Source organism: Streptomyces sp. NPDC047706 (assembly GCF_043204795.1).
Classification (GTDB): Bacteria; Actinomycetota; Actinomycetes; order Streptomycetales; family Streptomycetaceae; genus Streptomyces.
Genome location: NZ_JBIDCW010000027.1, coordinates 86,696 through 108,640 on the forward strand (window position 1 = coordinate 86,696; position 21,945 = coordinate 108,640).

Sequence of the window (21,945 nt, forward strand, 5' to 3'; positions counted from 1 at the left end):
CGGTGTCGGCACCGGACCTGCCGGTCAGGCAGCGCAACGCTCCCGCTCCTCACGCTCCAGCGCGCGTGCGTCCAGATCGCGGGCCTCCAGCTCCTCGCGGAGCCGGGCGAGCGCCCGGTGCAGCGTGCTCTTGACCGTTCCGGCCGACATGCCGAGGGCGGCGGCCGTCTCCTCCGTGGACATCTGCTCCCAGTGTCGCAGCACGACCACGCTGCGCTGCTTGGGGGCCAGCACCTTCAGTACGTCCATCAGCAGGGCGCGGTCCGCGTGCTGCTCCGAGGAGTCGTCCACGCACGACTCCGGAAGCTGCTCGGTGGGCACCTCCTCCAGCTTGCGGGCCCGCCACCACTCAGTCCGCGTGTTGATCATGACCCGGCGCAGATAGGCGTCCGCCAGCCGCTTGTCGGCTATGCCGTCCCAGCGGCCGTACGTCCGCGCCAGTGCAGTCTGGAGCAGGTCCTGGGCGTCGACCGGGTCCGGGACGAGCCGGCGGGCACTGCGCAGCAGCGCCTCCTGCCGGGTGCGGACGTACTCCTCGAACCCGAGCACCTCGCCCACGTCACCCTGCGCCATGATCAACCGCCTCCATCCCCGTTCTGCTTGACCGTGCCCCCCTGCCGGGCACAGGGATGAAGCTACGGAGGCGTTGTCACGGGGCTGTGCGAAGCAGCCTGCGGTGGACGCTCGGCTGTCCGTCGGTTGTGTAACGGAAGTAGGAAACAGCTAAAGGCACAGGGGAGTTGAGGGCGGTATGGGGGGATTTGGGTGCTGGGGGAGGGGCCTGCGCTGTGACATGAGGGAGCGGCGGGCTGTGATCCTTCTGCGCGTCAGCTCATCGCTGCGCCCGCCGCCCGTCCGTCGGCCCCACCGTGCGTCAGCTGTGCGGCAGCCGGTACAGGCCGCCCGGAAGCGGTTCCACCAGACCGTCCGAGACCAGGCCGTCCAGGGCCCGGGCGCGCTGCACCGGCTCGTGCCACACGCGATCGAGGCGCGCCTGCGGCACGGGTGCGTGCGCCTCGCGCAGCACGGCCAGCAGCTTGCCCCGCACCTGGCGGTCCGTACCGGCATACGTCTGGGCGCGCCGCGGCGGACCCTCGTGCTCCGGCTTGCCCGCCAGCCGCCACGCGCACTGCGCGGCGATCGGGCAGCGGTGGCAGCCCTCGTTCTTGGCCGTGCAGATCAGCGCGCCCAGCTCCATCGAGGCGGCCGCCCAGCGGGCGGCGAGTCCCTCCTCGTCCGGGAGCAGGGTCCTGGCCAGCCTGCGCTCGGCGGCCGTCGTCGCGTTCGGCGGGTACTGCACGCCGCTGACCGCGCGGGCGAACACCCGGCGGACGTTGGTGTCGAGCACCGCGTGCCGCTGCCCGTAGGCGAACGACGCCACCGCGGCCGCGGTGTACTCGCCGATGCCGGGCAGCGCGAGCAGCTGCGCGTGGTCGGTGGGTACGTCGCCGCCGTGCCGTTCCGTTATGGCGACGGCCGCGCCGTGCAGGCGCAGGGCGCGGCGCGGGTAGCCGAGCCGGCCCCAGGCGCGCACGGCCTCGCCGGGGGCCTCCTTCGCGAGGTCGGCGGGGCGCGGCCAGCGGGCCAGCCACTGCTCGTAGACGGGCAGTACGCGGTTGACCGGGGTCTGCTGGAGCATGAACTCGCTGACCATCACGCCCCACGCGCCGGCCTCCGGGCGCCGCCAGGGCAGGTCGCGCGCGTGCTCGTCGAACCAGTCGATGACGGGGGAATGGAGGTCGTCTCCGCTCGGGGAGCCGTTGCGGGCCTCGGCGGGGCTGGTGTGCGGGGGCTTCGTGGGAGCAGTCATGGCACTTCCGATCCTGCCATGCCGGTGCGGATCGACCGTGCTGATGCGATGCGTTTCGCGCCCCGGCAGATCGAGCCCGGGGACACGGGCCGGAGGGCGCCCGGGGCCGCCGCCCCGCCCCGCGCACCCAACTGACGTACGCGCGCGCGGCGTTTCCGGGATGATGATCCGGAAAAGTTGTGGCTCCAGGCGGCGGGTGGGGCCGGTGAAGGCACCGATCTCTCGTACAGTTTGCGCCGTGGGATCTCTGCGCAATCCGGTCGGGCCGCTTCCCTCCTCCATCTACTGGCGACGGAGGGTGATCATGCTGTCCGTCGTCGCCCTGATGGCCCTGCTCGTCACCTGGATCGTGACGTCGGGGGGCGGGGGGAGCCGCAACGGCGCGGGGGGCCCGGACGGCAAGAATCCCGCGCCCTCGATCACGCCGGGGCCCTCCGGTTCCGGGCCGGCCATCACCGAAGCGCCGGGCGGGCGCGACGAGCCGGGTGACGAGCCGGGCGACGGGGAATCCGGCGGGGGCGACGCAGGGAACGGCACGGGCGACAGCGCCGGTACGGGTCCGGGCGCGGGCGGCGGTTCCGCAGACCCGGGCGGATCCGGTTCCGGCGGTACGGTCGCGGGAGTCTCCGGCGGTGGCGCCGGTACGGGCGGCACGCTGCCGGCCGGGTCCTCGCTGCCCAACTGCGGCCCGAACGCCGTGACGTTGACTTTGCGCAGCGTGCGCAACGCGTACTCGCCCGACGAGACACCTGCGTTCCGGCTGACCGCGAAGAACACATCCGGCGGCGACTGCAAGGTCGATCTCGGGCCGAGGAAAGCGGTGCTGACGATCACTCAGGCCGGCGGAGACGACGACACGTACTGGTCGTCGGCGCACTGCCCGAAGGGCGCCGGGAGCCTGCTGTACCGGGTGCCGGCGGGGGAGAGCATCACGTACACCGTGGATTGGAACCGCAAGCCGAGCGCCCCGGAGTGCGGGACGCCTCCGGCGGGGGTTGCCGGGCCGGGGACGTATCTGCTGGAGGGGAAGGCGGCGGGCTTCGGGACGTTGCGGGCGTCGTTCGTGCTGGACGCGGACTGACCGCTGTGCTGCGCTGTGCTGGGCGGGTGCTCGTGGCGCGATGGTCGGTGGTCGGTGTGGTCAGGTGCGGGTCGTCGCCGGGGCGCTTGCGGTCGCGGGTGCGGTTGCGTGGTGTGGCGGGTGCGGGTTCGTCGTGGCTGGTCGCGCAGTTCCCCCCCGCCCCTTTGCGGCGTTGGGCGTGCCGTTCCTCGCGCCCCTTTGGGCGCTAGACGTACCGTTCCAGGATCGACGACTCCGCCAGGCGTGACAGGCCCTCCCGGACGCTGCGGGCGCGGGCCTCGCCCACGCCGTCCACCGTCTGGAGGTCGTCGACGCTCGCGGCGAGCAGCTTCTGCAGGCCGCCGAAGTGCTCCACCAGCCGGTCGATGATGGCGCCCGGCAGCCGCGGCACCTTGGCCAGCAGCCGGAAGCCTCGCGGCGAGACCGCGGAGTCCAGGGCCTCGGGGGAGCCGGTGTAACCCAGCGCGCGCGCCACCGTGGGCAGTTCGAGCAGCTCGGCGTGGCTGAGCGCGTCCAGCTCGGCCAGCGCCTCGTCCACCGTGCGGGAGCGCTTGGCGGTGGGCTCGGGGACGTAGTCCCGGACGACCAGCTCCCGCTCGGGTTCCACGCCCGCGATCAACTCGTCCAGCTGGAGCGCGAGCAGCCGCCCGTCGGTGCCCAGCTCCACCACGTACTCGGCGATCTCGGTCGCGATCCGGCGCACCATCTCCAACCGCTGCGCCACCGCCGAGACGTCGCGGACCGTCACCAGGTCCTCGATCTCCAGCGCGGACAGCGTGCCCGCGACCTCGTCGAGGCGGAGCTTGTAGCGCTCCAGGGTCGCGAGTGCCTGGTTGGCGCGGGACAGGATCGCCGCGGAGTCCTCCAGGACGCGGCGCTGGCCGTCGACGTAGAGGGCGATCAGCCGCATGGACTGGGAGACCGAGACCACCGGGAAGCCGACCTGCTTGCTGACGCGGTCGGCGGTGCGGTGCCGGGTGCCGGTCTCCTCGGTCGGGATCGTCGGGTCGGGGAGCAGCTGCACGCCCGCCCGGAGGATCTTCGACAGGTCGGAGGAGAGCACGATGCCGCCGTCCAGCTTGCACAGCTCGCGCAGCCGGGTCGCCGTGAACTCGACATCCAGGACGAATCCACCCGTACACATGGACTCGACGGTCTTGTCGGAGCCGAGCACGATGAGGCCGCCGGTGTTGCCGCGCAGGACGCGCTCAAGGCCGTCACGCAAGGACGTGCCGGGGGCGACGGCGCTCAGCGAGGCGCGCATCAGGCCATCGGTACCGGCACTCCCACCGGACTTTCCGGGAGCTGCTGCCCGGTCGTTGGCTGCCACTGCACTCCTCCGGTCGCAGGTTCTTGGGCGCTCCCGGATCCGCACTCGGTTCGTACGGACGGGCGAGACCAGGGCAAAGTCTACCGGCGGTCCTCCGCGTCCTGAGGGGCCTCTCGGCGACGGGAGCGGGGCAGCACCCTCAGGGCGTCCCCTATGTCCGCGACTTCCAGCACCTTCATACCGGCCGGAACCTTGCCCGGATCACCCGGGACGAGGGCGTGCGTGAAGCCCAGCCGGTGTGCCTCCGTGAGCCTGCGCTGCACGCCCGTGACCCGTCTGACCTCGCCCGCGAGGCCGACCTCGCCGATCGCGACGAGGTTCTTCGGCAGCGGGGTGTCGCTGGCGGCGGAGGCCAGGGCGAGGGCGACGGCGAGGTCGGCGGCGGGTTCGGAGAGCCTCACCCCGCCGACCGTCGCGGAGTAGATGTCCCGCTTGCCCAGGGCGCTGATCCGGCCGCGCTGCTCCAGCACCGCGAGCATCATCGAGACGCGGGAGGTCTCCAGGCCGGACGTCGTACGGCGCGGGGAGGGGATCTGGGAGTCGACGGTGAGCGCCTGCACCTCGGCCACCAGGGGGCGGCGGCCCTCCAGGGTCACGGTGAGGCAGGTGCCGGGGACCGGTTCGGCCCGACGAGTCAGGAAAAGTCCGCTTGGGTCCGCGAGGCCCGTGATGCCCTCGTCGTGCAACTCGAAGCAGCCGACCTCGTCCGTGGCGCCGTAGCGGTTCTTGACGCCTCGTACGAGCCGCAGACGCGCGTGCCGGTCGCCCTCGAAGTGCAGCACGACGTCGACGAGATGCTCCAGGAGTCGGGGGCCCGCGATCGCGCCGTCCTTGGTGACATGGCCGACCAGCAGGGTGGACATGCCGCGCTCCTTCGAGGCGCGGATCAGCGCTCCGGCCACCTCACGGACCTGTGCCATGCCGCCGGGCGCGCCGTCGATCTCCGGGGAGGCGACCGTCTGCACCGAGTCCAGGATCAGCAGCGACGGCTTCACCGCGTCCAAGTGGCCAAGCACGGCGGCCAGATCGGTCTCGGCGGCGAGATAGAGGTGGTCGTCGAGGGCGCCGATCCGGTCGGCGCGCAGCCGGACCTGGCTCGCGGACTCCTCACCGGTCACATACAGAGTGGGGTGCTCGTCGCTCGCCGCCTTGGCCGCCACGTCCAGCAGCAGCGTCGACTTGCCGACGCCGGGCTCGCCCGCGAGCAGCACCACCGCGCCGGGCACCAGACCGCCGCCGAGCACCCGGTCCAGCTCGGGCACACCCGTGGAACGGGCGGTCGCCTGCCGGCCGTCGACCTGCCCGATGGGCAGCGCGGACGTCGTGACGCGCCCGGGCGTCGTGGTCCGCACCGCGGGCGCGCCGTACTCCTCGATCGTCCCCCAGGCCTGGCACTCGGGGCAGCGACCGAGCCATTTGGCCGTCTGCCAGCCGCATTCGGCGCAGCGGTAGGACGGACGGTCCTTGGTGGTCTTCGTACGGGCAGCCATGGACGAAACCGTAGCCGCCGGCACTGACAGCCGGGGGGCGGGCCTCGCGGAACAGCGCGTCGCGGGCAGCTTCGCCCGCGCCCGGCCGCGCGCCCCTGCGCACCCCCGACTGGCGGCCCCGTCACGACGAGCCACGGAACTGAGGGTTCCTGTCCCCTTATGAGGGATCGTTTCACCCGTATGGATTAAATGTGCTCAACGGGGCGGAAGCCGCCACTTGCCGCCGCCTACGGTCGCCGGGTGATGAGCAGCAGCCCGGACACCACGACCCGCACCACTGGCGCACATCGTGCGCGCCGTGAGGCGCGTGACCGCGCTGCGGCGCGCACCTTGGTGCAGCGTCCGCCCGCGCGCTACGAGCCTTATGTGGACGGCCTGTTCACGTACTGCCTGTCCGTGCTGTGCGACCACGAAGCGGCCACCGCCGCCCTGGGCGAGGTCCTCGCGCTCGCCGAGCGCCGGGGCCAGCGTGCCCCGGAGTCCGCGGGCGACCGCAGGGCCTGGCTCTACGCGCTGGCCCGCTGGGCCTGCCTGCGCAAGCTGGCCGAGGCCAAGCAGAAACGTCAGGCCACTCACGCGGCGGGCCGGCACGGCACCGACCGCAAGCGCGCCACGCAGCCTCCGACACCCACGGTCTCCGAGCAGGCACAGGAGCGGCGGCGGCGCGAACTCGCCCTGCTCGCCTGGCCGGAGGCCGCCGGCACCACCCCCGAGCAGCGCGAGGCGCTCGAACTGGCCGTGCGCCACCACCTGTCCGCCCACGAGGTCGCCGCCGTCCTCGGCATGGATCTCGCCGCCGCCCGTGACCTGCTCTCCTCCGCCGCCTGCGAGGTGGAGCGCACCCGCGCGGCCCTCGCCGTCGTCGGGACCGGGTCCTGCCCCGGGGTCGCCCGCCTCACCGGCGACAACCAACTGGTGCTCAGCAGCGCCCTGCGCCGGGAACTGGTCCGGCACGTCGACGACTGCCCCCGCTGCCGGCGCACCGCCGAGCGCGCGCTCCCCGGCAACTGGCCGGGTGCCGCTCCTGGCCCGGCCCAGCTGCCCGTCCTGGAGGCGCCCCGTGCGGCCCTGCACATCGCCATGGCGCACCACCCCCGCGGGCGTGCTGCCGCGCCCCGCTTCGACCGGCGGGGCTTTCCGATGGACCCCAAGGACCGCGCCGCCCGAAGAGACCGCCTCCGCGCGCGTGCCGTCACCACGACGGTCGTCGCCACCGTGGTGGCCGCTCCGGTGATCGCGCTGTGGTCGGCCTACCGCGGCGGGCCGATCGCCGGTGAGGGCGAGGGCGGCCGCGAGGCCACCGCCAGCCGGGACGACGGCCCCGGCACCCTCGACGGCGAGACCGTGGGCGGCGGCTACGAGAACGCGGGCAACGCCGGCACCAGCCCGGGCCGCCGCTTCTCCCAGGGCAACGAGCCCGATGTGTCGGTGGAGGTCATCAGCGTCGCCGGTGGCGGGCACAAGGGCGCGGGCCGGCTCACGGTGGCCGCGGACCACGCCGGCGACACCACCCTCGTCACCCTCACGGCGGCCGGGTCCGCACCGGTCCGCTGGTCCGCGACCACGGCTGCCTCCTGGCTCTACCTGAGCCGATCCTCGGGAACGCTGCGCCCCGGCGAGACGTTGACGATCAAGGTGTACGTCGACCATCTGCGCGAGCCCTCGGGGTTCTGGAGCGCACGGGTCGCCGTCTCACCGGCCGGCGCGATCGTCTCCATCCAGGGGTACGGCAGCGCGCCGACCCCGTCCGACCCCGGCCCGGACCCGGACCCGGGGCCCAGCACGCCCGGTGGCCCCGGCGAGCCGACCCCGCCCGGCCCGGACCCGACGCCCACGACCCCCGCCCCGCCCGACCCGACGCCGACCACCCCGCCGCCCGACCCCGAGCCGACCCCCGGCGCGTCCGGCCCTTCGACGCCGGGAAGCCCGACGCCGCCGCCCAGCGACAGCGGGACGCCCAGCCCCGGCACCCCCTAGGGCCCGTGGTCCGCCGCGTGTCAGACCCGGGGGTCCGCCGGATGCGGCGCCAGCAGGGGCAGCTGCGACGCCAGGCGCTGCTCACAGAGCTCGACCAGGCGGTCGTACCCCGCCTTGCCCATCAGCTCGGTCAGCTCCGGCCGGTAGGAGACGTACACCGGCTCGCCCGCGCCGTGCGCCGAGGTCGCCGACGTGCACCACCAGTGCAGGTCGTGGCCGCCCGGTCCCCAGCCCCGGCGGTCGTACTCGCCGATGGAGATCTGGAGCACGCGGGTGTCGTCGGGCCGGTCGATCCAGTCGTACGTCCGCCGGATCGGCAGCTGCCAGCACACGTCGGGCTTGGTCTCCAGCGGCTCGCGGCCCTCCCGCACGGCGAGGATGTGCAGCGAGCAGCCCGCGCCGCCCGCGAAGCCGGGGCGGTTCTGGAAGATGCAGGAGCCGTGGTACGGGCGGGTCTGCCGGGAACCTTCGTCGTCCTCGGAGACCCAGCCGTTCCGGGTGCCCTCGGCGTGGTTCTGCCAGACATCCGGCGTGAGCCTCGCCACATGCTCGGCGACCCGCTGCTCGTCCTCCTCGTCGGAGAAGTGGGCGCCCAGCGAACAGCAGCCGTCGTCCGCGCGGCCCGCCTGGATGCCCTGGCAGCCGCTGCCGAAGATGCAGTTCCAGCGTGAGGTGAGCCATGTCAGATCGCAGCGGAACACCTGCTCGTCGTCCGCCGGATCCGGGAATTCCACCCACGCGCGCGGGAAGTCGAGGCCCTTCTCGTCGCCTGCCGGGACGGCCAGGGTCTGCTGTGACGTCTTCGGTGCTTTCGCCCGCGAAGAATCCTGGGAAGAACCCTTGGCCGATTTGGCCTTCTTGTCTGCCTTGTCGGTCTTCGCCTTTTTCGTCTTTGGCACCTGTCCAGGGTAAGTCGCCCGCGGCCCGGCCCGGGACCGCCTCGGGGACGGTGCGCGGCGCGGCGGGCAGTAGCGTTCCGTACATGAGACTCGGTGTCCTCGACGTGGGAAGCAACACGGTGCATCTGCTGGTGGTGGATGCGCACCCCGGCGCGCGCCCGCTGCCCGCGCACTCGCACAAGGCCGAACTGCGCCTGGCCCAGCTCCTCGACGGGGGCGGCGCCATCGACCCGGAGGGCGTCGACAAGCTGATCGCCGTCCTGCACGACGCGCTGCAGGCCGCCGAGGACAAGGGCGTCGAGGAACTCCTGCCGTTCGCCACGTCCGCCGTGCGCGAGGCCACCAACGCCGACGACGTACTCGCGCGCGTGCAGGACGAGACCGGCGTCGCCCTCCAGGTCCTCACCGGCGCCGAGGAGGCCCGCCTCACCTTTCTCGCCGCCCGCCGCTGGTTCGGCTGGTCCGCGGGCAGGCTGCTGGTCGTCGACATCGGCGGCGGCTCCCTGGAGATCGCGTACGGCATCGACGAGGAGCCCGACACGGCGGTGTCGCTGCCGCTCGGCGCCGGCCGGCTGACCTCCGGCTGGCTGCCCGGCGACCCGCCCTCCACGGACGACATAAGGGCACTGCGCCGCCACGTCCGTGCCGAGATCGCCCGCACGGTGGGCGAGTTCACACGCTTCGGCACTCCCGACCACGTGGTCGCGACGTCCAAGACCTTCAAGCAGCTCGCCCGCATCGGCGGCGCCGCCCGCTCCGCCGAGGGCCTCTACGTCCAGCGTGAACTCAAGCGGCAGACCCTGGAGTCCTGGGTGCCCCGCCTGTCCGCCATGACCACCGACGAACGCGCCGAACTCCCCGGCGTCTCGGAGGCCCGCGCCGGCCAGCTCCTCGCGGGCGCGCTGGTGGCGGAGGCGGCGATGGACCTCTTCCACGTCGAGACGCTGGAGATCTGCCCCTGGGCGCTGCGGGAAGGCGTCATCCTGCGCCGACTGGATCACATGGGACCGGGCTGAGACGGACGCCGGCCGGAGGTGCCGTACGGGGCGGGGCGATCCGCCCCGCGAGGCTGTGGCGTGCTGTCTGCCGCGGCCCCCGCCCTTGGCCGAGGCCCGACGGCGAACCCCCGTCAGCGCCGGCCGCCCCGCCTGCGCGGAATGCCCCACCGCGGCCCCCACCGCGGCCCCCACCCCTGCTCCTGCCCCTGCGCCCCGCTCAGCCTCGCCCCGGCCCGCCTCGCCTCGCCCCGCCTCGCCCCGGCCCGCCTCGCCCCGGCCCGCCTCGCCCCGGCCCGGGCCCGCCCCGCCTCGCCCCGGCCCGGCCCGCCCCGGCCCGGCCCGCCCCGGCTCGGCTCGGCTCGCTCAGGCCCGCCCGTCGCCGCCCCCGGCCGAATCCCGACGGCCGCCCCGGCCCCGACCCCGGCTCGAACGCCGCACCTCCCGGCGCGCCGTTACCCTGTCTCCGTGGCAGAACCAGTCGTACGCGTCCCGGATGCGAAGGTCGCCCTCTCGACGGCCTCCGTCTATCCGGAGTCGACGGCGACGGCCTTCGAGATCGCCGCACGCCTCGGGTACGACGGCGTCGAAGTCATGGTGTGGAACGAACCGGTCAGCCAGGACATCGAAGCCCTCCGCAGGCTCAGCGACTTCCACCAGATCCCGATCCTCGCCGTCCACGCCCCCTGCCTGCTCATCACACAGCGCGTGTGGTCCACGGACCCCTGGGTCAAGCTCCAGAGAGCCCGGGCGGCCGCGGAGAAGCTCGGCGCGAGCACCGTGGTCGTCCATCCGCCGTTCCGCTGGCAGCGCCAGTACGCGCGCGACTTCGTCGTCGGCATCTGGCGGATGGCGGACGAGACGGATGTGCGCTTCGCCGTAGAGAACATGTATCCCTGGCGCTACCGCGACCGGGAGATGCTCGCGTACGCCCCCGACTGGGACGTCACCAAGGACGACTACCGGCATTTCACGATCGATCTCAGCCACACCGCGACCGCCCGCACCGACGCCCTGCACATGATCGACCGCATGGGCGACCGTCTCGGGCACGTGCACCTGGCCGACGGCGGCGGCTCCAACAAGGACGAGCACCTGGTCCCCGGCCGTGGCAACCAGCCCTGCGCGGAACTGCTGGAACGCCTCGCCCTGAGTGGTTTCGACGGCCATGTCGTGATCGAGGTCAACACCCGCCGTGCCATGTCCGGCGCCGAGCGTGAGGCCGACCTCGCCGAGGCGCTGGCCTTCACCCGGCTCCATCTGGCCTCCGCCGTGAAGGTGCCCCGGCGATGACCGGCGCGCCCGCCCGCGGACGCGGCAGGCCCCCTCGCGCGGAGTCCGGCGACACCCGCGACCGCATCCTCGCCGTGGCCCGCGAGGAGTTCTCCGAACGGGGTTACGAGAAGACGTCCGTGCGCGGTATCGCCAAGGCGGCGGGCGTGGACTCGGCGCTGGTGCATCACTACTTCGGTACGAAGGAGCAGGTCTTCCAGGAGGCGCTGGAGGCGGTCTTCGCGCCCGCCCTGAAGGCGCCCGACGTGATCTTCGAGGGACCGGCCGACGGCGTCGGCGAGCGGTTCGCCCGGTTCCTGTTCGGGATCTGGGAGAACCCCGTCACCCGGACCCCGCTGCTGGCGGTCGTGCGGTCCGCCGTGACCAACGAGGTGGCGGCGGCCGTCTTCCGCCGCCTGGTCGCCGCGCAGCTGCTGCGCAAGGTGGCCTCCCAGCTCGGCCTGCCCGACGCGGAGCTGAGGGCGGAGCTCGCGGCCGCGCAGATGGTCGGGGTCGCCATCATGCGGTACGTGATCAAGCTGGAGCCGCTGGCCTCGGCCGACCTCGAGGTGATCATCAAGCGCGTCGCTCCGGTCGTGCAGGGGCATCTGACCGGCCCCTGACGAGCGGGTTCCCCCCGACGAGCGAGGAGACCGCCTCTGACGAGCGGGAACCGGACCACCCTGAGACACGCATCCCGCATTCCGGACACAGTGTCCATCCCTTGGAGCACCGGCGTACGCTCGTAGAAGTCAGATTTCTCCGAAGGAGCGAGCGACGATGCCCGAGCTGAGGTCCCGCACAGTCACCCACGGCCGCAACATGGCGGGCGCCCGCGCCCTTATGCGCGCCTCCGGTGTACCCGGTGCGGACATCGGCCGAAAGCCGATCATCGCGGTCGCCAACAGCTTCACGGAGTTCGTGCCGGGCCACACCCACCTGGCGCCGGTCGGCCGGATCGTCAGCGAGGCGATCACGGAGGCCGGCGGTATCCCGCGTGAGTTCAACACGATCGCCGTCGACGACGGCATCGCGATGGGTCACGGCGGCATGCTCTACTCCCTGCCTTCCCGCGACCTGATCGCGGACAGCGTGGAGTACATGGTCGAGGCGCACTGCGCCGACGCCCTGGTCTGCATCTCCAACTGCGACAAGATCACCCCGGGCATGCTGAACGCGGCGCTCCGCCTCAACATCCCCACGGTCTTCGTCTCCGGCGGCCCCATGGAGTCGGGCCGTGCCACGCTGGTCGACGGCACGGTCCGCACCCTCGACCTGGTCGACGCGATCTCCGACGCCGTGAACGACAAGATCTCGGACGAGGACATCCTCCGTATCGAGGAGAACGCCTGTCCGACGTGTGGCTCCTGCTCCGGCATGTTCACCGCCAACTCGATGAACTGCCTGACCGAGGCCATCGGCCTCTCCCTCCCCGGCAACGGCTCGGTCCTCGCCACCCACACCGCGCGCAAGCAGCTCTACGTGAACGCCGCCCGCACCGTCATGGACCTGACCCGGCGCTACTACGACCAGGACGACGACACGGTCCTGCCCCGCTCCGTCGCCACCTTCGCCGCCTTCGAGAACGCGATGGCCCTGGACATCGCGATGGGCGGCTCCACCAACACGATCCTGCACCTGCTGGCCGCCGCCCAGGAGGCCGGGGTGCCCTTCGGCCTGGAGCAGATCGACGCCGTCTCGCGCCGGGTGCCGTGCCTGGCGAAGGTCGCGCCCAACGTCGCCAAGGACCGCACGTACTACATGGAGGACGTGCACCGGGCCGGCGGCATCCCCGCCCTGCTCGGCGAGCTGCACCGCGCGGGCCTGCTCAACGAGGACGTGCACGCCGTGCACAGCCCGTCGCTCGCCGACTGGCTGAAGACCTGGGACGTCCGTGGCGGCTCCCCCTCCGCCGAGGCGGTGGAGCTGTGGCACGCGGCCCCCGGCTGCGTCCGCTCCGCCGAGGCCTTCTCGCAGTCCGAGCGCTGGGCGGCACTCGACGAGGACGCCGAGGGCGGCTGCATCCGCTCCGCCGAGCACGCGTACAGCAAGGACGGCGGCCTGGCGGTCCTCAGGGGCAACCTCGCCGTCGACGGCTGCGTGGTGAAGACGGCCGGTGTCGACGAGTCGATCTGGACCTTCGAGGGCCCGGCGGTCGTCTGCGAGTCGCAGGAGGAGGCCGTCGAGAAGATCCTCAACAAGCAGGTGACGGACGGCGACGTCGTCGTCATCCGTTACGAGGGTCCCAAGGGCGGCCCCGGCATGCAGGAGATGCTCTACCCGACGTCGTTCCTCAAGGGCCGCGGCCTCGGCAAGACCTGCGCACTGATCACGGACGGCCGCTTCTCCGGCGGCACCTCGGGCCTCTCCATCGGCCACGCGTCCCCCGAGGCGGCCTCCGGCGGCACCATCGCCCTCGTCGAGGACGGCGACCGCATCCGCATCGACATCCCCAACCGCTCGATCGAGCTGCTCGTCGACGAGGCGGAACTGACGCGTCGCACCGAGGCGCTGAACGGCGCGTACGCCCCCAGGAACCGCGAGCGCAAGGTCTCCGCCGCGCTGCGTGCCTACGCCGCGATGGCGACGAGCGCGGACAAGGGCGCGGTCCGGGATGTCAGCAAGCTGGGCTGAGGCCCGGGACGGCGCTCAGCGCCCCGTGCGACCGAGCCGACCGAGCCGAGTGACCGGGAGACGTGGTGACCGGGGCCGCCCCTGACGGGGCGCTGTTGGACCAACAGCGCCTGACGGTGCGGCCCCTACGGCGTTCCGGTACGCGTCGGCTGCGCGCGGCGTGTCCACGCCGTCGCGGGCGCCTGCCTCACCACCGCGCCGCCGCGCCCCCGTCCTCCGCGAACAGCGTTCCGTCCGGCGCCCCCGCGAACACCTTCCCGTCCGCCGCCACCGGGAGCGGCAACGCCGACACCACGGCATCCCGCGCCGCCCCGGGCCGGGCCTCGGTGTGCCCCACCAACGCCCCCTCGACCGCGTCGACGGCGACCAGCCGCCCGTCCCCGGCGCTGAAGTACAGGCGCTTGCCGGCCACGACCGGCGCCGACGGGAAACTGACGGACGTCTCCAGCCGCCAGCGCTGCTCCGCCGTACCGGTGTCCACTGCCGTGAGCGCGCCGTCCGCTCCCAGCAGATACACGGTGTCCCGCGCCACGGCCGCCTGCGCCCCCGCCACGGGAAAGCGCAGGGCGATCCGGCTCTGGGCGTCACGCGTGGCGTCGTAGCGCACCACGGCGTCCGTGTCCGCGTACGACGCCGAGGTCGACGTGAACCACAGCACGCCCTCCCGGGCGCCCACCAGGCTCAGCGCCCCCGCCAGCCGTCGCTGCCATCGCACGTCGCCGCTCTCCGGGTCGACGGCGGTCACCCGCGTCCCGGCCCCGTCCGCGTCCACGGCGTATGCCACGCGCTCCCCGTAGGACTGGAAGACCGGCCGGCCGAGCCCGGCCACCCGGTGCCGCCACCTGCGCTCACCGGTCGCCGCGTCCAGCGCGGTGACCGTCGGGTCGGGGCCGGTGAGCAGGACGACCCCGCCGACGTGCGCGACGCGGCCGTCGTAGCGTGCGACGTCCTGGCTCCACACCGTCCTGCCGGTCTTCGGGTCCAGCGCGGTGAGACGCCGGCTGCCCTCGGAGACGACGTGCAGCAAGCCGCCCGCGAGCACGGGCGGCTGCACGTCCCCGCCGGCCCGCCCGCCCGTACCCGGACGTGCCCACCTCACGGCACCGTCGAGGGGATCGACGGCGGCGGCCAGGACTCCGGGACGCGTGCAGTACAACGTCCCGCCCGCGTACGCGCACTGGGGCATCCCGCTCGCCTCGGCGCCCCGCGCGCTCAGCTCGACGTCCCAGGCGCGGAACCGCTGGGCCCGCTCCTGTCCGGCGGACGCCTCGGTCTCACCCGTCCCCGCCAGCAGGACGGCCCCGGCCCCGAGCGCGAGCACGACGGCTCCGGCACCGACGGCCGTCGCCCATCGCCGCCACGCGGTCCGGGACTTCGGCTTTCCCTGCTTCCGTGGCTTCTTCGGGCGGGTGTCCGAGGCCGGGGAGTCCAGGCCCGCGGAGTCCGGGGTGGCGGGCCCGGGGCGCCGGTGGGTGGGCAGCTCGTCCCTGGCGGGTTCGGACGGCTGCTCGGGCGTGCGCTGTTCAGGTATGAAGGCCTGGGTGTCGTACGACGCCGACAGCGAGCGCAGCTCCGCCATCAGCTCGTCCGGGGTGGGGCGGTCCTCCGGTTCCTTGGCCAGACAACGGGCGACGAGAGGCGCGAGTTCCCGCGGCACACCCGTCAAGTCCGCCTCTTCGTGGACGACCTGATACGCCACCAGGTAAGGGCTGTCGGAGTCGAAGGGCCCGCTGCCCGTCGCCGCGTGCACGATGACCGACCCGAGCGCGAACACATCGGCGGCCGGCCCGACATCCCGCGGCCTGCGGAACTGCTCCGGCGCCATGAACGGCGGCGTCCCGATCAGCTTGCCGGTCTCGGTGCGCAGTTCGCTGTCCGCGGGCCGCGAGATGCCGAAGTCGATGACTTTCGGCCCGTCCTCGGCGAGCAGCACATTGCTGGGCTTGAGGTCGCGGTGGACGACTCCTGCCCGATGGATGTCCCGCAACGCCTCCGCCAGTCCCGCCATCAACCGCCGCAGCCGGGCGACGGGCAGCGCGCCGTTCCGTTTCACATACTCGGAGAGGGTCGGCCCCGGGATGAACAGCGTCGCCATCCACGGCCGCACGGCATCCGGGTCGGCGTCGACGACGGGCGCGGTGAACGCACCGCTGACCCGCCGGGCCGCCCCGACCTCCTGCCGGAACCGGCCCCTGAACTCAGGATCCTGCGCGAACTCCGCGTGCACGACCTTCACGGCCAGCCGCAACCCCGAGGCCGACCGTGCGAGATGGACCACGCCCATGCCGCCGGACCCCAGCTGCGCCTCCAGCAGATACTGCCCGGCGTACTGCGGAGATTCCGCTTCCGCATCCGTACCGGTGCTGCGGCCCGGCGTCATCTCTCACCCCCGGATGTCCGTCCGCATGCGCGACGCGCTGAGCCTAGTCGATGGTGCGTGCGAAGCCTCCGTGGGTTGCTAGCCTCGGTGCGCCACGCGATTTTGGCGTGAACCGTTCACAAGCGTCCAAACGGGGGAGGCCGACATGGCCACGGAGAACATCGAGATATCGGGTGCGGGCGAGCAGGAGACGGCACCGACGGCACTCACGGAGCCGGAGTCCTCGGCCGAGACGGCGACGGCACGGGTGCGCGCCTATCCGGTCGCCCCAGGCGTCCGGCTCAACGTCCGCAGCGGCCCCGGCACCGACTACCGCATCGTCCGCGTGCTCCCCGAGGGCACCACCGTCCCCATCTACTGCCAGCGCCCCGGCGACAGCGTCACCGGCCCCTACGGCACCTCCAGCATCTGGGACTGCATCGCCAACTCGCAGTACGTCTCCGACGCCTACGTCAGGACCGGCAGCGACGGCTACGTCGCACCACGCTGCGCCTGACCTGACGTGCCCGGCCCACCGCGCCCCGCCGGCGCCGCCGCCACCCCGCCACGGCCCGCGCCCTCGTCGTGAGTGGCCCGTGGGCAGAGCCACCCTGGGGCCCGTCACCCGCCGGGCCCATAATCGACGCGTGAACGACGACCAGAACGGAACACCGGACCGGCCCACGGACGGTGGGCCCCGCCCCGAGCCCCTGCGCTTCTTCGGCACGACCTGGGTCGGCCACGACGACGGCTATACCGCCCGTCGGATCGCCGTGTCCGTCGGCTCCCTCGCCACGGCCGTGGCCGCCTGCCTGGTGCTCCGCTTCGCCTACGAGGGCATCCAGCTCGCCGACACGGGCAGCTTCGTTCCGCTGCTGGTCGTCGTCATGTTCGCGGTCTGCAGCTCGCTCGCCTTCCGGCACACCTGGGAAGGCTTCACCAAGCGCCACGACCCCGACCGCCAGTCCACCCTCCGCGGCCTTCTGACCATCGGTTTCATCGGCTCCCTCCTCGCCTACTTCGTCCGCTCCCTCACCGAGGCCCCCGGCGAGAAGCTGCACCGCGAGGAGTACGAGGCAGCCCTCCAGCACCACGCGAAGCGCACGTCCCGCCGCACCGGCAACCCCGCGAAGAGACGCCGCCGCGCCTGAGGGCACGGGTGACAGGGAGCGCCGGACCGGGTGACGCAGGCCCCGAACCGCCGCTCGCTCCCCCGGGCTGACCCCTGTCGCTCCCACCCCGCCGGGCGGCCCCATGGCCCCATGGCCACGTCCACGACGCCCCCGCCCCTCCCATCCCTCCCGCGCCCACTCCTTCAACGCTGCCGCGGCCCAGTACGCGGCGAACCGCCCCTCCTACCCACCCGCCCTCTTCGACGCGCTCGAGGAACTCGCGGGGCGCCGGCTCGCGTGTGGTGGACGTCGGTGCCGGCACGGGCACAGCGACCGCCCTGCTGCACGACCGGGGCGCCGACGTGGTGGCCGTGGAGCCGGGGGACGGCATGTCCGCGCACTTCCGCAGCACCCGCCCCGGCATCCCGATCGTCCGCGCCGACGGCGACGCCCTCCTCCTCGCCGACGCCTGCGCGGACTTCGTCACCTACGCCCGGGCCTGGCACTGGACCGACCCCGCCTCGCGCTGCCCGAGGCCTTCCGCGTCCTTCGGCCGGGCGGCGCGCCGGCCCTGTGGTGGAACCGCGACGCGCCCGGCGTCACCTGGGCCGCCGCCCAGGCGGAGCTCCTCGTCGCCCGTACCTCCTGACCCGCCGCACCGCGAGCCGGCCGCTTTCCCCGCGCCCCCCAGTATCTGCACTTGACGCCATCCACCCCCGTGAGCATTATTCATCGCATGATGAATTATGTCGACGGCCCACCCGGCACGGATGGTCAACCCGCACCCGGGGCCACCCGGCCCCCCGCCATCCGCGCGGAGGGACTCACCGTCTCCCGTGGCCCGCGCACCGTCCTGCGCGCCCTGGACTTCACCGTGCCGCGCGGCCAGATCACCGGCCTCCTCGGCCCCTCGGGCTGCGGCAAGTCGACCCTGATGCGCGCCATCGTCGGCACCCAGGCCAAGGTCACCGGCACTCTCGACGTCCTGGGCCGCCCCGCCGGCCACCGCACCCTGCGCACCCGCATCGGCTACGTCACCCAGGCCCCCTCCGTCTACGACGACCTCACCGTCCGCCAGAACCTCGACTACTTCGCCGCGATACTCGACCCCGGCCGCGCGAGTGCCGACCGCCGCCAGGACGTCGACCGAGCCCTCACCGACGTCGACCTCACCAGCCACGCCGACGCCCTCGCCGGCAACCTCTCCGGCGGCCAGCGCAGTCGCGTCTCCCTCGCCGTCGCCCTCCTCGGCACCCCAGAGGTCCTGGTTCTCGACGAACCCACCGTCGGCCTCGACCCCGTCCTGCGCCGCGACCTGTGGAACCTCTTCCACGCCATCGCCGCCGACCGCGACGCCACCCTCCTCATCTCCTCCCACGTCATGGACGAGGCCGAGCGCTGCCACCGCCTCCTGCTCATGCGCGAGGGCGAGATCCTCGCCGACGACACACCGGACGCCCTGCGCGCCCGCACCGGCACCGAGACGGTCGAAGCCGCGTTCCTGCACCTCGTGGACGCGGCGAGCGCCGACGCCCGTGACAAGGAGACGACCCGATGACCACCACGGCGACCACCTCCGCGCCCACCGGCGCCCTGAACGCCTCCCGCACCGCCGCGACCGCCGCCCGGGTCCTGCGCCAGCTCCGCCACGACCCGCGCACCATCGCGCTGATGATCCTCGTCCCGTGCCTGATGCTGATCCTGCTGCGGTACGTGTTCGACGGCAGCCCGCGCACCTTCGACAACATCGGCGCGTCCCTGCTGGGCATCTTCCCGCTGATCACGATGTTCCTGGTGACGTCCATCGCCACCCTGCGCGAACGCACCTCGGGCACCCTCGAACGCCTCCTCGCCATGCCCCTCGGCAAGGGCGACGTCATCGCCGGCTACGCCCTCGCCTTCGGCACCCTCGCGATCATCCAGTCCGCCCTCGCCACGGGCCTCGCTCTGTGGGTCCTCGGCCTGGACGTCACCGGCTCCCCCTGGCTGCTCCTGCTGGTGGCCCTGCTCGACGCGCTCCTCGGCACAGCCCTCGGCCTGTTCGTCTCGGCCTTCGCGGCCTCGGAATTCCAGGCGGTCCAGTTCATGCCGGCGGTGATCTTCCCTCAGCTCCTCCTCTGCGGACTGTTCACCCCCCGCGACAAGATGCACCCCGTCCTCGAAGCGATCTCCAACGTCCTCCCCATGTCGTACGCCGTCGACGGCATGAACGAAGTCCTCAGGCACACCGACATGACGGCCGACTTCGTCCGCGACGCCCTGATCGTCGCGGGCTGCGCCCTCCTGGTCCTCACCCTCGGCGCGGCGACCCTCCGGCGCCGGACCACCTGACCCACAGGGCGAGCCACGTCCCGCCCACCGGACAAGCGAGCCCGCTCCCCACACCCGGTGCGAGGATGAACCCGGACGACGCAACCCCCGGAGGGCCCCGCACCATGACCCAGAAAGTCGCAGTCCTCGGCACCGGCAAGATCGGCGAAGCCCTGCTCAGCGGAATGATCCGCGCAGGCTGGACCCCCGCCGATCTCCTGGTCACCGCCCGCCGCCCGGAGCGGGCCGAGGAACTCCGTACCCGCCACGGAGTCACCCCGGTCACCAACGCGGAAGCCGCGAAGACCGCCGACACCCTGATCCTCACGGTCAAACCCCAGGACATGGGCACCCTCCTCGACGAACTGGCCCCCCACGTCCCCGCCGACCGCCTTGTCATCAGCGGCATGGCGGGCATCACGACGGCATCCCTCGAAGCGCGCCTCGCCGCCGGCACCCCGGTGGTCCGTGTCATGACGAACACCCCGGCCCTCGTCGACGAGGCCATGTCCGTCATCTCCGCCGGCAGCCACGCCGGCGAAGCTCACCTCGCGCACGCCGAAGGCATCTTCGGCGCCGTCGGCAAGACGCTCCGTGTCCCCGAGACCCAGCAGGACGCCTGCACCGCCCTCTCCGGCTCCGGCCCGGCGTACTTCTTCTACCTGGTCGAAGCCATGACCGATGCCGGCATCCTGCTCGGCCTGCCCCGCGACAAGGCCCACGACCTCATCGTCCAGTCGGCGATCGGCGCGGCCACCATGCTCCGCGACAGCGGCGAACACCCCGTCAAGCTCCGAGAGAACGTGACGTCCCCCGCCGGCACCACCATCAACGCCATTCGCGAACTGGAGAACCACGGCGTGCGAGCCGCCCTCATCGCCGCCCTGGAAGCCGCCCGCGACCGCAGCCGCGAGCTCGCCTCCGGCAACAACTGACACCGCCCGCCGGGAGCGGTCACTTCGCCGCGGCCACGACCTCCTTCCGTCTACGCCACCCGCGCGAAGCCGCACCTCCTCCCACTGCCTACCGGGCCACGTTCAGCACAGCCCCCACCCCGGTGTCCGCGCCGCTCCCGCCACCGGAACCCGCGACCCCCGTACCGGAAGAAGCCGGCAGCAACCCGATCGCGCGATAAGCGGCATCCACGGTCGGCCGGGCCATCGCCCGCGCCCTCTCCGCACCATCCCGCAGCACCCCCTCCACATAGCCGGGGTCCGCACACAACGCCTTGTGTCTCTGCTGTACGGGCCCGAGGAGCTCGACCACGGCCTGTGCGGTGTCCTGCTTCAACGCGCCGTACGACTCGTACCCACCGCTCAGGCCCGACGGGTTCCCACCCGTGCACGCCGCCAGAATCTCCAGCAGGTTCGCGACCCCGGGCCGCCCCTGCCGGTCGTACACGACGTCCCGCCCGCTGTCGGTGACCGCCCGCATGATCTTGCTGCGCACCACGTCCGGCTCATCGAGCAGACAGACGATGCCCGGCCCGGTGTCGTCGCTCTTCCCCATCTTCGACGCCGGCTGCTGCAGATTCATCACCCGCGCGGCCACCGTCGGATGCGTGGCACGCGGCACCACGAACGTATGCCCGTATCGCTGGTTGAACCGCACCGCCAGATCCCGCGTCAGCTCCACGTGCTGCGTCTGGTCATCCCCTACAGGCACCTCATCCGTCCCGTATGCCAGGATGTCCGCCGCCATGAGCACGGGATACGTCAGCAGCGAAAGCCGCACGCCCCCACCCCGAGTCCGCTCCCTTGCCATCTTCTCCTTGTACTGGATCATCCGCCGCATCTCACCGTCGGTCGCGACGCACTCCAGCAGGTACGACAGCCGCGCGTGCTCGTCGACATGGCTCTGGACGAAGACGGTGCACCGCTCCGGATCCAGCCCCGACGCAAGCAACAACGTCGCCGCCTGCCGAGTCAGCCTGCGCACCCTCGCCGGATCGTGCTCCACGGTCAGCGCATGCAGATCGACGATGCAGAACAGGGCGTCCGACCGGTGCTGGTCCACCTCTGCCCACCGCCGCATGGCCCCGAGGTAGTTGCCCAGCGTCAGATGCCCGGTCGGCTTGACCCCGCTGAAGACCCGCGTCATCTCTCCACCTCCTGGTCGAGACCGCCGCACCCGGCCGGCCGACCCTCTCGGAGGGAGAAACACCAACGGCCGCCGAGGCGGCGGCCGTTGAATGCATACGTGCGCAGGGCCGCCGTCAGGCGGCCCACCAGAACTTGGTGCACGTACGCGTAGTCATGTCCTCAGAGTACGCCTGCGGGGTGCGGCCGGGCACGCGAGTTGACACGTCCCGGGCCAGTACGTAGTGTTCTCCGAGTTGTCCGACGTGAGCGCCGACCTCGGTCGGTCCCCGGACAGCGATTCCGCGAGTATCAACCACTCCCGACGAGCAGTCGATCCGTCGACCTGCTGTCGTGTCACTGGTATGCATATTTTCGGAATGAGGAATCCGCGTTCGAAAGGACGCAGCCCCCGATTAGCTCGGGAGCACGGAATCCGCTAAAGTCTCACTCGTCGGAACGGCCCAACGGCCGGGAAGGCAAACCCCGCTGACTGGGGATCAGGTCGAGAAAAGATCTGATAGAGTCGGAAACGCAAGACCGAAGGGAAGCGCCCGGAGGAAAGCCGCGAGAGGGAATCTCGGGTGAGTACAAAGGA

The 21,945-nt window shown here is 72.5% G+C and carries 18 protein-coding genes and 1 pseudogene; 12 read left to right on the forward strand and 7 right to left on the reverse strand.

All coding sequences use genetic code 11. The features are described from left to right. Positions 1 to 24 precede the first annotated feature (24 nt). A complete protein-coding gene (locus ACGF8A_RS27840; RefSeq protein ID WP_393112808.1) occupies positions 25 to 573 on the reverse strand; it encodes a SigE family RNA polymerase sigma factor in 549 nt (182 codons plus the stop codon). 301 nt (positions 574 to 874) lie between these two features. Further along, the gene (locus ACGF8A_RS27845; protein WP_393112810.1) at positions 875 to 1,810 is read right to left on the reverse strand and encodes an A/G-specific adenine glycosylase; all 936 of its coding nucleotides are present in this window, start codon (positions 1,808 to 1,810) and stop codon (positions 875 to 877) included. A 238-nt stretch (positions 1,811 to 2,048) separates the two neighbouring features. Between ACGF8A_RS27845 and ACGF8A_RS27850 the strand changes: the two genes are divergently transcribed. Then, entirely contained in the window at positions 2,049 to 2,891 is an 843-nt protein-coding gene (locus tag ACGF8A_RS27850) for a hypothetical protein (protein WP_393112812.1), read from the forward strand. Positions 2,892 to 3,096: 205 nt separating this feature from the next. Here the strand turns inward: ACGF8A_RS27850 and disA are convergent, their stop codons facing one another. Both disA and radA read right to left on the reverse strand, forming a co-directional pair. Further along, positions 3,097 to 4,221 (reverse strand): DNA integrity scanning diadenylate cyclase DisA, encoded by a 1,125-nt coding sequence (disA, locus tag ACGF8A_RS27855; protein WP_393112814.1) that lies wholly within the window; start codon positions 4,219 to 4,221, stop codon positions 3,097 to 3,099. Between the two features lie 80 nt (positions 4,222 to 4,301). Beyond that, the gene (gene radA / locus ACGF8A_RS27860) at positions 4,302 to 5,711 is read right to left on the reverse strand and encodes a DNA repair protein RadA (protein WP_393112816.1); all 1,410 of its coding nucleotides are present in this window, start codon (positions 5,709 to 5,711) and stop codon (positions 4,302 to 4,304) included. Between the two features lie 243 nt (positions 5,712 to 5,954). Between radA and ACGF8A_RS27865 the strand changes: the two genes are divergently transcribed. Then, complete coding sequence (locus ACGF8A_RS27865) at positions 5,955 to 7,688, forward strand: hypothetical protein (RefSeq protein ID WP_393112818.1); 1,734 nt, start codon at positions 5,955 to 5,957, stop codon at positions 7,686 to 7,688. Positions 7,689 to 7,708: 20 nt separating this feature from the next. Here ACGF8A_RS27865 and ACGF8A_RS27870 read toward each other — a convergent pair whose 3' ends face one another. After that, entirely contained in the window at positions 7,709 to 8,473 is a 765-nt protein-coding gene (locus ACGF8A_RS27870; protein WP_393112854.1) for a hypothetical protein, read from the reverse strand. Between the two features lie 197 nt (positions 8,474 to 8,670). On the opposite strand from ACGF8A_RS27870, the gene ACGF8A_RS27875 reads away from it, so the two are divergent. The 4 genes from ACGF8A_RS27875 (at position 8,671) to ilvD (ending at position 13,488) form a co-directional block, all read left to right on the forward strand. Beyond that, positions 8,671 to 9,603: a Ppx/GppA family phosphatase gene (locus ACGF8A_RS27875; protein WP_393112820.1), complete on the forward strand. Its 933-nt coding sequence runs from the start codon at positions 8,671 to 8,673 to the stop codon at positions 9,601 to 9,603. Positions 9,604 to 10,050: 447 nt separating this feature from the next. After that, the gene (locus ACGF8A_RS27880) at positions 10,051 to 10,875 is read left to right on the forward strand and encodes a sugar phosphate isomerase/epimerase family protein (protein ID WP_393112822.1); all 825 of its coding nucleotides are present in this window, start codon (positions 10,051 to 10,053) and stop codon (positions 10,873 to 10,875) included. Continuing rightward, entirely contained in the window at positions 10,872 to 11,477 is a 606-nt protein-coding gene (locus ACGF8A_RS27885) for a TetR family transcriptional regulator (protein WP_393112824.1), read from the forward strand. Before ACGF8A_RS27880 ends, ACGF8A_RS27885 begins: the two co-directional genes overlap by 4 nt. 157 nt (positions 11,478 to 11,634) lie before the next feature. Continuing rightward, positions 11,635 to 13,488 carry a dihydroxy-acid dehydratase gene (gene ilvD, locus ACGF8A_RS27890; RefSeq protein WP_393112828.1) on the forward strand — a complete coding sequence of 618 codons (1,854 nt, stop codon included), beginning with the start codon at positions 11,635 to 11,637 and terminating at the stop codon, positions 13,486 to 13,488. Between the two features lie 187 nt (positions 13,489 to 13,675). On the opposite strand, the gene ACGF8A_RS27895 is transcribed toward ilvD, so the two are convergent. Next, positions 13,676 to 15,868 (reverse strand): PQQ-binding-like beta-propeller repeat protein, encoded by a 2,193-nt coding sequence (locus tag ACGF8A_RS27895; protein ID WP_393112830.1) that lies wholly within the window; start codon positions 15,866 to 15,868, stop codon positions 13,676 to 13,678. Positions 15,869 to 16,013: 145 nt separating this feature from the next. Between ACGF8A_RS27895 and ACGF8A_RS27900 the strand changes: the two genes are divergently transcribed. The 6 genes and pseudogenes from ACGF8A_RS27900 to proC all read left to right on the forward strand — a co-directional run bounded on the left by ACGF8A_RS27900 (position 16,014) and on the right by proC (position 20,204). Next, positions 16,014 to 16,364, forward strand: a complete 351-nt coding sequence (locus tag ACGF8A_RS27900) for an SH3 domain-containing protein (protein WP_393112832.1) — start codon at positions 16,014 to 16,016, stop codon at positions 16,362 to 16,364. A 130-nt stretch (positions 16,365 to 16,494) separates the two neighbouring features. Continuing rightward, complete coding sequence (locus ACGF8A_RS27905) at positions 16,495 to 16,998, forward strand: EamA/RhaT family transporter (RefSeq protein WP_393112834.1); 504 nt, start codon at positions 16,495 to 16,497, stop codon at positions 16,996 to 16,998. Between the two features lie 103 nt (positions 16,999 to 17,101). Then, positions 17,102 to 17,581, forward strand: a pseudogene (locus tag ACGF8A_RS27910) (class I SAM-dependent methyltransferase); the annotation flags it as partial. Between the two features lie 114 nt (positions 17,582 to 17,695). Further along, positions 17,696 to 18,517 carry an ABC transporter ATP-binding protein gene (locus ACGF8A_RS27915; protein ID WP_393112836.1) on the forward strand — a complete coding sequence of 274 codons (822 nt, stop codon included), beginning with the start codon at positions 17,696 to 17,698 and terminating at the stop codon, positions 18,515 to 18,517. Further along, positions 18,514 to 19,290: an ABC transporter permease gene (locus ACGF8A_RS27920; RefSeq protein WP_393112838.1), complete on the forward strand. Its 777-nt coding sequence runs from the start codon at positions 18,514 to 18,516 to the stop codon at positions 19,288 to 19,290. Before ACGF8A_RS27915 ends, ACGF8A_RS27920 begins: the two co-directional genes overlap by 4 nt. A 104-nt stretch (positions 19,291 to 19,394) precedes the next feature. After that, positions 19,395 to 20,204 carry a pyrroline-5-carboxylate reductase gene (gene proC / locus ACGF8A_RS27925; protein WP_393112840.1) on the forward strand — a complete coding sequence of 270 codons (810 nt, stop codon included), beginning with the start codon at positions 19,395 to 19,397 and terminating at the stop codon, positions 20,202 to 20,204. Between the two features lie 88 nt (positions 20,205 to 20,292). Here the strand turns inward: proC and trpS are convergent, their stop codons facing one another. Then, entirely contained in the window at positions 20,293 to 21,369 is a 1,077-nt protein-coding gene (trpS, locus tag ACGF8A_RS27930; RefSeq protein WP_393112842.1) for a tryptophan--tRNA ligase, read from the reverse strand. Positions 21,370 to 21,945 lie beyond the last annotated feature (576 nt).